This is a genomic window from Rhodoferax sp., assembly GCF_025354435.1.
Lineage (GTDB): Bacteria > Pseudomonadota > Gammaproteobacteria > Burkholderiales > Burkholderiaceae_C > Rhodoferax_B.
Genome location: NZ_JANXMU010000077.1, coordinates 73442 through 86150, shown reverse-complemented (window position 1 = coordinate 86150; position 12709 = coordinate 73442). Strand labels below are relative to the sequence as shown.

Below are 12709 nucleotides of genomic sequence, written 5' to 3'. Positions count from 1 at the left end.
TGTCTACTGCCACTGTTGGGTGGGTGGCAGCCAGATGCTGCTTTGGCTTTGCGATTGGGATTGTGACGACCCATCGCCGGTCTGCCTGGCCCGTGCGGGAAGCGGTGGCGGCGGGGTCACCGGCTCCAGCGGCATCACCGTGACAGCCACGCTGAGGATGTGGCTGGCTCCGCCGTGGATCACGCCACGCATGGGAGACACGTCGGAGTAGTCGCGGCCCGTGGCAAGGGTGACGTAGTCGTCGCCGGGAGCCCGGTTGTTGGTCGGGTCAAAGTCGCACCAGCCCAGGTCACCCGACTGGTCGGGTACGTAGACCGAGGCCCAGGCGTGCGAGGCGTCGCTGCCGATCAGCCGCGGCTGGCCCGGGGCCGGGTGGGTCAGCAGGTAGCCGCTGACGTAGCGCGCGGGCAGGCCCATGGCGCGGCAGCAGGCCACCATGATGTGGGCGAAGTCTTGGCACACGCCTTTGCGCAGCGCCAGCGCCTCCACGGCAGGGGTGTTGACCTCGGTGCTTTCCGACGAATACGTGAAGTCGTCATAGATACGCTCCATCAGGTTCTGCGCGGCGGCCAGCAGGGGCACACCGGGGCCGAAGCTGGGCTTGGCGTAGGCCAAGAAGTCCGGGTGGCGCGGCACGTAGGGCGAGGCAAACACAAATTCCGAAGCGGCGCTGAACTGGGCTCCGGCCCGGTAGCGAAAGCGCTCGCGCACCTGCTCCCAGGTCAGGGCGCTGGTGGGCCACACCGGGGCGCTGGTGCGCACTAGGCTGCGGGCCACTACGCTGAGCTCTTCGTGCACGGCCTGCAGCGCAAAGAACGAGCACAGGTTGCCATACACGTCCAACGACTGGGTGAGTTGGCTGGGCGTGGGGCCGATGGTCAGGGTGTGGCTCAGCAACTGCTGGTGGGCGGTGCTGGGCGGGCGCAAATGCGCCACGTGCTGCGCCGTTTCTACCGCGGGCTGGTAGGCGTAATGGGTTTCGTGGGTGATCTCAAGTTGCATGGCCGTACTCCATCAAGCTCCCAAGCTGGTTTTCGAATCCCTTGAATGGGTGAAGTAGGTGGCGCTGATTTCGTCCGAAACGTCAAATGCGCACTGGCTACATTGCGCCAAAAGGTCGGTCAATACAGTGTAGTGGCCTTGGGCATCCACGCTGCACAGCGCGGCCAGGTCCCAGTCGGCGGGCGACATGACTTTGTTCGACATGGCGCTGAGCACACCGGCCGGGCTGCCCGCCAGTTTGGCCAGGCGGCCACGCAAGGTATGCGCCACCCAGGCCAGCGAGCGCGGGTTGTCGCGGTCCAGCACCAGCAAATCGACCAGGGCTGCCACATCGCGGCTCTGCTGGTACTGCGAGTGGAAGGTGATGGTGCTGTCAAACAGCGCCACCATCGCCTCGAAGCCGCCGGTGTTGGCCAGCGAGCCCGCTTTGAAGCCACGCGCCAATGCGGTGGACAAAAAGCCAAGGCGCTCGATATGGCGGCCGATGCTGAGCAGGCGCCAGCCGTCGTCACGGGTCATGCGGTCGGTCTGGGCGCCGGTCATGGCGGCCAGGTGGGTGCTGGTGGCTTCCAGCACGCGCAGGGCTTCCATAGGGGAAAAGTCGCCATCCTTGGCGTTTTTGGCGCAGCGGCTGAAGAACTTGTCTTCGGCCCGCACGATCACGTTCCAGTGCTCTTGCGACAACCGTTCGCGCAGCTTGGAGGCCACCTGTTTGATGGCGCGCAGGTTGTAGCCCACGCTGGGTACGGCGCTGGGGTCGGCTAGCCCGGCAATCAGTGAGCGTTCGAACACCCGGCGCGCCTGCAGCGGCGACGGCACCGCCGCCAGCACCAGGCCGTGGCGGGTGGCCATGTCATGCAGCCATACCAGCAGCGGGGTGGCAGTTTGGTCTTCGCCGCCCAGGCTGTCCAACGTGACGCGGGCCAGGCGCAGGCTGTTTTCGGTGCGTTCGGCGTAGCGGCCCAGCCAGAACAGGTTTTCGGCAGCGCGGCTGGTCACGCGGTGGCTGCGCCGGGTCACCATCTCTACTGACAAGCTGGTTTGCAGCAGGGTGGTGCGGTCTACCTCGCCGGTGGTTTTGACCCACACGTCGGCACTGCTTCCACCGCGCTGCATGGAGGCCACGCTGTCGCGTGAATTGACCATGCGCGCCAGACCGCCAGGCAGAACCCGCCAGGACTGTGGCCCGTCGGACACGGCAAACACGCGCAGCATCATAGAGCGCGGTGCGATGCGCGCCGGGTGGTTGGGGTGGGCGTTCCAGGTCGGCATTTGCGACAGGGGCAGGTAGGCCTGCACCGTGTATTCGTCGCCCTGGCGGGCGATGCGGCCAGCCCACTCGTCGAGCTCGCGGCGCGACAGGCTGCGGCCCAGCACGGCATCAAAGGCCCGGCGGCTGGCCGCGCCCTGGTAGGTGGGTTTGATCACGCTGTTGCCCAGCTCGGGCAGGGCCGCGTCCGATGCGGCGCGTTCGCCGCACCACCAGGTAGGCAGGGCGGGCAGCAGTAGTTCCTGGTTCAGCAAGTGGCGCGACAAGGCCGGTAAGAAGCCCAGCAGCGCGGGTGATTCCAGAAATGCCGAACCCGGTGGGTTGGCCATCACCAGATTGCCGGCGCGCACCACCTGCATCAGGCCAGGCACGCCCAGGCGGGAGTCGGGCCGCAGCTCCAGCGGGTCCAGAAACTGGTCGTCCAGGCGCTTGAGTAGGCCGTGCACTGGCTCCAGGCCCTTGAGGGTCTTGAGGTACAGGCGCTGGTCGCGCACCGTCAGATCGCTGCCTTCTACCAGGGTCAAGCCCAGGTAGCGGGCCAGGTAGGCGTGTTCGAAATAGGTTTCGTTGTACGGGCCGGGGGTCAGCAGGGCGATGTGCGCGTCCTTGCCCGCCGGGCTCATGCGTTTGAGGCCATCAACCAGACTGCGGTAGGTGGAGGCCAGCCGCTGGATGTGCATGGACTCGAAGGCCTGCGGAAACAGCCGCGAAATCGACAAGCGGTTTTCCAGCAAGTAACCCAGGCCTGAGGGTGCCTGGGTGCGCTGCGACACCACCCACCAGTTGCCGTCGGGGCCACGGGCCAGATCAAATGCGGTGATGTGCAAATGCGTGCCGCCCAGTGGTTGCACGCCGTGCATGGGGCGCAGGTAGCCCGGATGGCCCTGCACCAAAGCGGGGGGCAGCAAGCCGCGCGCCAGCAGTTGCTGCGGGCCATAGATGTCGGCCAGCACGCGGTCGAGCACGCGCACGCGCTGTAGCACGCCGGTTTCGATCTGTTTCCAGCTCTCCGGCGAGACGATCATCGGGAACAGATCCAGCGACCAGGGCCGCTGTGGATTGTCGGCATCGGCATAGACGTTGTAGGTCACGCCGTTGTCGTGGATCTGGTGCTGGAGTTGTTCGGTACGGTGGTTCAGGTCGGCAAAGCCATTGGAGCCAAGCTGTTCAAAAAACTCGCTCCACTCCGTCGTGAGCGGCGTTTGCTCTGCGGAGCTTTTGGGTGGAGCTGCATCGGCCGGGCGCGACTTACCGCGCAGTTCGTCGAAGTGCCCGGCCAGGGCCGGGCGGGCCAGTGCCGACGCCAGGGCGCGGGGGTCTTCTGACATCGGTATTTGAAAAAGGGGGGGGGTCTTATTTTCCACGTGTCACCCGATTGTCACACCAGAAATGGGACTTACGGAGCGCTAAAGGACGTCAAAAATGGAGGGAAGTATGTGATAAAAACATAAGCACAGAAGCCGCTCCATTTGGAGCAGCTTCTGTGCTACGAGGCCCTATTTACCGGCGCAAATCGAGCGTGAACGGGAACTCTTTGCTGGCCGGGACGTTGATGGTCGCGGGTGGGATGTGCATCACGCCGGGCGTGTGGCCCATGCGGCTAAAGCGCGACAGACGGCGGCTCTCGGCCGTGTAGGCGTTCACCGGAAAGGTGTCGTAGCTCAGGCCACCGGGGTGGTTCACGAAGTACTGGCAGCCGCCGATGGAGTGCTTCATCCAGGTGTCCACGATGTCGAAGGTCAACGGGGCGTGGATGCCGATGGTGGGGTGCAGAGCCGACGGCGGGTTCCAGGCGCGGTAGCGCACACCGGCCACAAATTCACCGTTGGTGCCGGTGGACTGCATGGGCATGGCGCGGCCATTGCAGGTGATGACGTAGCGGCTCTGGTTCATGCCGGTGACCTTCACCTCGATGCGCTCCAGCGAGGAATCGACATACCGGGCGGTGCCGGTGGAGCCGTTTTCTTCACCCAGTACGTGCCAGGGTTCCAGCGCGTTGCGCAGCGTCATCTCAATACCGCTGCTCTTCACGTCGCCGACCAGTGGAAAGCGGAATTCCAGGTGCGGCGCGAACCAACTGCGGTCGAAGGCAAAGCCTGCGGCCACCATTTCGTCGATCACATCGTGGAAGTCCATCTGGATGAAGGTCGGCAGCATGAAGCGGTCGTGCAGCTCGGTGCCCCAGCGGGTGGCGGGCGCCTTGTACGGGTTGTCCCAGAAGCGGGCCACCAAGGCGCGTAGCAGCAGCTGTTGCGAGATGCTCATGCGGGCGTGCGGCGGCATTTCAAAGGCGCGCAGTTCCAGCAGGCCCAGACGGCCGGTCGCGCTGTCGGGCGAGTACATCTTGTCGATGGAGAATTCGCTGCGGTGCGTATTGCCGGTGGCATCAATAAGGATGTTGCGCAGCGTACGGTCGACGATCCACGGTGGCATTTCCTGGCCGTATTTTTCGCGGTTCATGGCCACCTGCTCGATGGCGATTTCCAACTCGTACAACTGGTCGTTGCGGGCTTCGTCCACGCGTGGTGACTGGCTGGTCGGGCCGACAAACATGCCGCTGAACAAATAGCTCAACGATGGATGGTTGTGCCAGTACAGCAGCATGCTGGTCAGCAGCTCGGGCTTGCGCAGGAAGGGGCTGTCGGCAGGCGTGGAGCCGCCCATCACAAAGTGGTTGCCGCCGCCGGTGCCGATGTGGCGGCCGTCGGTCATGAACTTCTCGGCGCTCAGGCGCGACTCGAACGCGGCCTCGTACAGGAACTCGGTGTTGGCCACCAGCTCGCCCCAGGTGGCGACGGGGTGCACGTTGACCTCGATCACGCCCGGGTCGGGGGTCACAGCCAGCAGCTTCAGGCGCGGGTCGCGTGGGGGCGGGTAGCCTTCGAGGACCAGCTTCACGCCCAGTTGCTCGGCGGTGTTTTCAATCGCGGCCAACAGTTCCAGGTAGTCTTCCAGCATCTCCAGCGGGGGCATGAAGATGTACAGCACGCCAGACTTTTCGCCCACGGCTTCGGCCTTGGGGCCGCTGGCGCGGCGCGGGTCACGCACTTCGACGCACAGCGCGGTGCGGGTCAGCCAGTGGGCCGATTCGTTCTTGCTGGGCACGCGGGTAGCAAAGCTGGCGGGCTCGGTTTGCAGCGGGCTGTGGGCGCTGGCCAGGGGCGGCACGGCGGTGTAGGCACTGGCCACCTGGTCCTGGCGTTGGCGGGTGGCCTCTGGCGCCGGGTTGACTCCGGACTGGAAGGGCAGGTTGGCGCGTTCGGTCAGCGTGGGAATGCTGCTGGATGAGCTCGGGATGGTGGGCGTGGCCACGCCGGGACGGGCCGGTCCGCCTACGGCGGTCATGTTGGTGGTGAATACCCCTGGCTTTGCAGCCGAGCGCTGCGCATAGCGGGCGTACATGCTGCTGGATTCGGGCAGCGGCTCGCGCGGGATGGAGGGGTCTTGCTCGACCATGTAGGGGAACTCGGCTTCGCTGACCCAGGGCAGGGAGTCGAGTGGCAGGCGCAGGCCCATGGGCGAGTCGCCGGGCATCAGGTACATGCGTTCGTCGCGCACAAACCAGGGGCCGGTGGTCCAGACCGGACCGGCTACGCGGGAAGTGTCGGCGGGTTTCACGGGCAGCACGTAGCCGATGACGGCATCGAGTTTTTGCTCGAATACGCGGCGCAGGCGTGCGCGTTCCATCTCGTCACCGAGCTTGGAGTTGAACGGGTCCACATTCACCGGCAGGCGGCGTTCACGCCACAGGTAGTACCAGGTGTCTTCGTGTGCGGCGACGATGAACTTGGGCGTGACACCCAGGTTGGTGGCCAGCTTTTCGGTGAAGCGGCGGGCATCTTCGCTGGTGTAGTTCGAGGGCACGCGCTCGTCGGCAAACAGGTCGGGATTGCGCCACACGGGCTGGCCATCAGTGCGCCAGAAAATATTCAGCGCCCAGCGCGGCAGTTGCTCGCCGGGGTACCACTTGCCTTGGCCGAAGTGCAGGAAGCCGCCCTGGCCGTACTGGTCGCGCAGCTTGTGGGTCAGGCCGGTGGCAAAGGCGCGCTTCGTGGGGCCGAGGGCATCGGTGTTCCATTCGGCGGCATCGCGGTCGTTCACGGCCACAAAGGTGGGCTCACCGCCCATGGTCAGGCGCACGTCGCCCGCGGCCAGCTTTTCATCGACCTCTTCACCCAGGGCCAGGATGTCGGCCCATTGCTCGTCGGTGTAGGGCTTGGTAACGCGGGGGGATTCGTACAGGCGGGTGACCACCATGTGGTGGGCGAACTCGACTTCGGCTTCGTCTACGCCGCCTTCAATCGGCGCAGCACTGGACGGCTGGGGCGTGCAGGCGAGTGGGATGTGGCCTTCGCCTGCGAACAGGCCCGAGGTCGCATCCAGACCGACCCAGCCTGCACCGGGCAAGAATACTTCGCACCAGGCGTGCAGGTCGGTGAAATCGACTGTGGTGCCGCTAGGGCCGTCCAAGGCTTTCACGTCGGGGGTGAGCTGGATCAGGTAGCCCGACACAAAGCGCGCCGCCAAGCCACAGTGGCGTAGCAGCTGCACCAGCAGCCAGCCGGAGTCGCGGCAGGAGCCGCTGGCTTTCTCAAGCGTTTCTTCGGGCGTTTGCACGCCGGGTTCCATACGGATCAGGTACTTGATGTCGCTCTGGATTTGCTGGTTGATGGCGACCAGGAAGTCGTTGGTAGGCTGGGTTTTCAGGTCCAGCTTGTCCAGGTAGGCCTGCACCAGCGGGGTGGCGGGCTCGGTGACTAGGTAGGGCGAGAGTTCTTCTTGCAGCGTGGGGCTGTACTTGAAGGGAAAGTTCTGCGCCTCGGGCTCCAGGAAGTAGTCGAATGGGTTGTAGACCGCCATTTCGACGACCAGATCGACCGTGACCTTGAATTCGGTAGTTTTGGCGGGAAACACCAGGCGGGCCTGGTAGTTGGCAAACGGGTCTTGCTGCCAGTTCACAAAGTGGTCAGCGGGCTCGATCTTGAGCGAATAAGAGATGACGTTGCTGCGGCAGTGGGGGGCGGGACGTAAACGGATGACCTGTGGGCCGAGGTTGACCGGGCGGTCGTACTTGTAGTGCGTAACGTGGTTCAGTGCGGCATGAATGGACATGGATGCGTCTCTTAGGGCTTCAAAAAAGATGGTTTCGGCAACGCCAGAACCTACCCGCATACTAGCAAGTCCTGAGCCATGGATTGGCTGTGGCGTGTTGCGATTGGAGTATGACCCTATGCAAAACCAGTGGCCTTCTGAGATCAAACGTGTGGCGCTGGTGGCCCCGGGTTTGCTCGGCTGGGCGCTTGGTACCGGCCTGCAGTTGGGCCAGGGCGCGCTGTGGCCGGGCTGGGTCTATATGGTTTTTATGCTGCTGGCGCTTATGTTGATTGCGCTGGTAGCTATTAATAAAATAGCATTGTGGTTGGCGGTCGGTGCGGGCACGCTGCGTTGGCTGGTGGCGCTGCTAGGTGGGCTATTGCTGGCTTTCGGTCTGTGTGGCGGGCGGGCAGTGGCATTTTCCAATACCTCTCTGGATGCGAATTTGGAGGGGCATGACATCCGTGTGGTCGGTATTGTGGTGGCGATGCCACAGCGCAGCGAAGCGGGGCTGCGGTTTCGCCTGCATGTGGAGTCGGCGCGGCTGGATGCCGGCCCCGTGGCCGTGCCACCGCTGATCGACTTGGCTTGGTACAGCGGCATGCTGGCTTTTGGCGCGGGCGGCAGCGCTACCCAACTCGAGCTGCAGCGCCAACCTGGTGATGTGCGCGCCGGGGAGCGCTGGGAGATGACGGTGCGCCTTAAGGCTCCGCACGGTGGCCGCAATCCCCACGGTTTTGATTTTGAGCTCTGGCTGTGGGAGCAGGGCGTGCAGGCCACCGGCAGCGTGCGCGCCGGGCCCAAAGAGGTAGCGCCACAGCGACTGGCCGATACCTGGCAGCACCCGGTGGAACGCGCCCGGCAAACGGTGCGCGACAGCATTTATCTGCATGTGGTGGACCGGCATTTGGCCGGGGTCATCGCCGCGCTGGTGGTGGGGGACCAAAACGCTATCGAGCGCGCCGACTGGGACCTGTTCCGGGCCACCGGCGTGGCGCATCTGATGAGCATTTCTGGATTGCACGTCACCATGTTTGCCTGGTTGGCCGCTGCGTGTGTGGGCTGGCTGTGGCGGCGCAGCGATGCACTGGGTTGGCGCGCGGGCGAAGCCTGGCCCGTGCCGCAGGTGGCGCTGGTCGGTGGTGTACTGCTGGCGATGGTCTACGCCGTGTTCAGCGGCTGGGGTGTGCCGTCGCAGCGCACTATCTGGATGCTGGCCACCATGGGCCTGCTGCGGGTAAGTGGGCGGCAATGGCCTTGGTCGTCGGTGTGTCTGCTGGCCTGCGCGGTGGTGCTGGCCATCGACCCGTATGCCTTGCTGCAGGCTGGGTTCTGGCTGAGCTTTGTGGCGGTAGCTGTGCTGTTTGCTACTGATTTAGGAGCTACTGGCGAAGGTAACATAAGCGCTAGAAGTCGATTTGGCTTGATGTTGCGTGAGCAGTGGACCATCACTTTGGCGCTGACTCCGTTGACGCTGCTGTTGTTCCAACAGGTGTCGGTGGTGGGGCTGTTGGCCAATCTGCTGGCGATTCCGTGGGTCACGCTGGTGGTCACTCCGCTGTGCATGCTGGGCGTGTTGGTGCCGCCGCTGTGGCAGGCGGCAGCGCTGGCCATCGACGCGCTGGGCTGGCTGCTGCAAATGTTGGTGCGTGTGCCGTTTGCTACGGTTTCTGTAGCTGCCCCTGAATTATGGATGGGCGCTACGGCCATATTGGGTGGCGTATTGCTGGTGCTGCGTCTGCCCTGGGGCTGGCGGGTGATGGGCGTGCCGCTGCTGTTGCCGGTGCTGTTGTGGCAAGCCCCGCGCCCACCCACTGGGCATTTTGGGCTGCTGGCTGCCGACATCGGGCAGGGCAACGCCGTGGTGGTGCGCACCGCGGCCCACACGCTGGTGTTTGACACCGGGCCGCGCTTTGGGTTGGACAGCGATGCGGGCCAGCGCGTGCTGGTGCCGCTGCTGCGGGCGCTGGGCGAAACGGTAGACACGGTCATCGTCAGCCACCGCGACAGCGACCACAGCGGTGGCGCGGCTTCGTTGTTGGCAACCCAACCGCAGGCCGCTCTGCTGAGCTCTATCGAAGCGGGTAACCTCCTGCAGGCCGTACGCCCCGTGCAGCGCTGTGCGGCGGGCCAGGCTTGGACCTGGGATGGCGTGCGTTTTGATGTGCTGCATCCGCAGGCCACCGACTACGACAGCGTGCAAAAGCCCAATGCCTTGAGCTGCGTGTTGCGCGTCTCCAACGGCACTTACACGGCGTTACTCGTGGCCGATATTGAGCAACCGCAAGAGGCCGCGTTGCTTGCCCGCCAGGTGCCGCTGCGGGCCGATGTCTTGCTGGTGCCGCACCACGGCAGCAAAACCTCCAGCAGCCCGGCGTTTCTGGATGCGGTACAGCCGCGCTTTGCGCTGGTGCAGGCCGGTTACCGCAACCGTTTTGGCCACCCTGCGCCGCCGGTGCTGGAGCGCTACCAGCAGCGTGGCATCGCGGTGGTGGATAGCAGCCACTGCGGGGCTGCCAGCTGGCAATCCACGGCACCCTCCCAGATGCATTGCGACCGCCAGGACGATCCCCGTTACTGGCAGCACCATCCGCCGTGAGACTGCCCGGCAAACAGCGCTACGATGGGTACCGTGGATGTGCCACATAGGCATGGATTAGCCCGCACATCCTATCGGTCGCTTGTTTTTGCACCAACCTGGCGCGCTACTTGCTATGCTTTGTTATCAGGAGATGGACTTATTTATGCAAAAATTTGACGAGATGTACACAGGGCTACCTTACGAGTTTTTCTCAAAGGGCAAGCAGATCCGGGACCACTACAAAATCTACGATGCCTGGCTAGCCAAGCAGCCAGGCGACATGATGGCCAAGCGCCGTGAAGAAGCGGAAATGATCTTCCGCCGCGTCGGTATCACCTTTGCGGTGTACGGTGCCAAAGACGAAGACGGCTCGGGCACCGAGCGACTGATTCCCTTCGACCTGATCCCTCGCATCATTCCCGCGCAAGAGTGGGGCAGCATGGAAAAAGGCCTGGTGCAACGCGTCACTGCTCTGAACCGCTTCCTGCATGACGTCTACCACGACCAGGAAATTCTGAAGGCGGGGATCATCCCCACCGAGCAGATCATGAACAACGCCCAGTTCCGCCCCGAGATGATCGGCGTGGACCTGCCCAACCAGATCTATTCGCACATCTCCGGTGTCGACATCGTCCGCGCCCCGGATGCCCAGGGTAATGGCGAGTACTACGTGCTGGAAGACAACCTGCGTGTGCCCAGCGGCGTGAGCTACATGCTGGAAGACCGCAAGATGATGATGCGGCTCTTCCCCGACCTGTTCAACAGCCACCGCGTGGCCCCCGTGGCGCATTACCCCGACTTGCTGCTGGAAACCCTGCGTGCCTCGGCTCCCGCCGCCACCTCTGACCCTACCGTGGTGGTGCTGACCCCCGGCATGTACAACAGCGCTTACTTTGAGCACGCGTTTTTGGCCCAACAAATGGGTGTCGAGCTGGTCGAAGGGCAAGACCTGTTCGTCAAGGACAAGTTCTGCTACATGCGCACCACCCGCGGCCCGAAACGCGTGGATGTGATCTATCGCCGCGTGGACGACGACTACCTCGACCCGCAGGTGTTCCGCCCTACCTCCACCCTGGGCTGCGACGGCCTGATGTCAGCCTACCGGGCTGGCAACGTGTCGATCTGCAACGGTGTGGGTACTGGCGTGGCCGACGACAAGTCGATCTACCCCTACGTGCCCAAGATGATCGAGTTCTACCTCGGCGAAAAGCCGATTTTGAACAACGTGCCCACCTTCATGTGCCGCAACCCGGAAGACCTGAAGTACACCCTGGCCAACCTCAAAGACCTGGTGGTCAAGGAAGTGCACGGCGCAGGCGGCTATGGCATGCTGGTCGGCCCGGCCTCCACCAAGGCCGAAATCGAAGAATTCCGCGCGGCCCTGCTGGCCAACCCCAGCGGCTACATCGCCCAGCCCACGCTCAGCCTCTCCAGCTGCCCGACCTTTGTGGAGAGCGGCATTGCACCGCGCCACATCGACTTGCGGCCCTATGTGCTGTCGGCTAAAACCGTGCAGATGGTGCCGGGTGGCCTGACCCGCGTGGCCCTAAAAGACGGCTCGCTGGTGGTTAACTCATCGCAAGGTGGCGGCACCAAAGACACCTGGATTCTGGAAGACGACGCAGTGCCTGCGACGGTTCCTGTTATTCCAGCAGAGACGCAAATCCAGACCCAATCGTAGACAACAGACCACAGGAACAACAACATGCTGTCACGCACTGCCGACCATCTTTTCTGGATGTCCCGCTATACCGAACGTGCCGAGAACACGGCCCGTATGCTCGACATCAACTACCAAACCGCGCTGCTGCCCCAGTCGGCCGCTGTGGCCCAAGTGGGCTTGCAAGGCCTGCTGTCCATCAGCGAACTGCTGCAGCCCTACATGGCCAAGCATGGCGAAATCACGTCCAAAGAGGTGATGGAGTTCATGGTCAAGGACGAAGAAAATCCATCTTCCATCATCTCCTGCCTGCGTGCAGCCCGTGAAAACGCCCGTGCAGTGCGCGGCACCCTGACCACCGAAGTCTGGGAAACGCTCAACACCACCTGGCTGGAAGTCAACCGCATGCTCAAGGCGGGCGATTTCGAAACCGACCCGGCGCAGTTCTTCGAGTGGGTCAAGTTCCGCTCGCACCTGTCGCGCGGTGTGACGCTAGGCACCATGCTGCAGGACGAGGCTTTCCACTTCACGCGCTTGGGCACCTTTCTGGAGCGGGCCGACAACACCGCGCGCCTGGTGGACGTGAAGTTTCACGCCGTGCAAAGCGACTTTTTCGGTGCCGCCAGCGAGAAGGACCAAGAGTACGACTTCTACCACTGGAGCGCGATTTTGCGCAGCGTCTCGGGCTTCGAGGTGTACCGCAAGGTCTACCGCGACGTGATCAAACCCGAGCGCGTGGCAGAGCTGCTGATCTTGCGTGCCGACATGCCTCGCTCTTTGCACGGCAGCCTGAACGAGGTGCTGAGCAACCTGTCGCTGGTGTCCACCAATCCCTACAGCGAAACCCTTCGCCGCGCTGGCAAGCTGCGCGCCGACCTGCAGTTTGCCCGCATCGACGAAATCCTGGCCACCGGCCTGCACGCCTTCCTGACGCAGTTCCTGGACCGCGTGAACGAGCTGGGCGCGCACATTAGCCGCGAGTTCCTGGTGCCGGTGACCACCTGAGATGCAAGCTGACGGTTTCCGGATCGGCAACCCACAAACACCACCCCACAGGCCCCTGGTGGCCTGTGGGGTGGTGTCGTTTTATGGCATGAAACCA

At 63.7% G+C, this 12709-nt stretch carries 6 protein-coding genes; 3 read left to right on the top strand and 3 right to left on the bottom strand.

Going from position 1 to position 12709, the window contains the following annotated elements:
• Positions 1-3 precede the first annotated feature (3 nt).
• From Q0T48_RS19645 to Q0T48_RS19635, 3 genes are all read right to left on the bottom strand, one after another.
• Complete coding sequence (locus Q0T48_RS19645; RefSeq protein WP_295960022.1) at positions 4-1002, bottom strand: transglutaminase family protein; 999 nt, start codon at positions 1000-1002, stop codon at positions 4-6.
• A 12-nt stretch (positions 1003-1014) separates the two neighbouring features.
• Positions 1015-3600 (bottom strand): circularly permuted type 2 ATP-grasp protein, encoded by a 2586-nt coding sequence (locus Q0T48_RS19640; RefSeq protein WP_295960019.1) that lies wholly within the window; start codon positions 3598-3600, stop codon positions 1015-1017.
• 172 nt (positions 3601-3772) lie between these two features.
• Entirely contained in the window at positions 3773-7384 is a 3612-nt protein-coding gene (locus tag Q0T48_RS19635) for a DUF2126 domain-containing protein (RefSeq protein ID WP_295960016.1), read from the bottom strand.
• Between the two features lie 118 nt (positions 7385-7502).
• Here Q0T48_RS19635 and Q0T48_RS19630 point away from each other — a divergent pair, with 118 nt between their 5' ends.
• The 3 genes from Q0T48_RS19630 to Q0T48_RS19620 all read left to right on the top strand — a co-directional run bounded on the left by Q0T48_RS19630 (position 7503) and on the right by Q0T48_RS19620 (position 12612).
• Entirely contained in the window at positions 7503-9965 is a 2463-nt protein-coding gene (locus tag Q0T48_RS19630) for a DNA internalization-related competence protein ComEC/Rec2 (protein ID WP_295960014.1), read from the top strand.
• 145 nt (positions 9966-10110) lie between these two features.
• A complete protein-coding gene (locus Q0T48_RS19625; RefSeq protein WP_295960010.1) occupies positions 10111-11628 on the top strand; it encodes a circularly permuted type 2 ATP-grasp protein in 1518 nt (505 codons plus the stop codon).
• A 24-nt stretch (positions 11629-11652) separates the two neighbouring features.
• Positions 11653-12612, top strand: coding sequence for an alpha-E domain-containing protein (locus Q0T48_RS19620; RefSeq protein ID WP_295960007.1), 960 nt, complete (start codon positions 11653-11655; stop codon positions 12610-12612).
• The last annotated feature ends 97 nt before the right edge of the window (positions 12613-12709 follow it).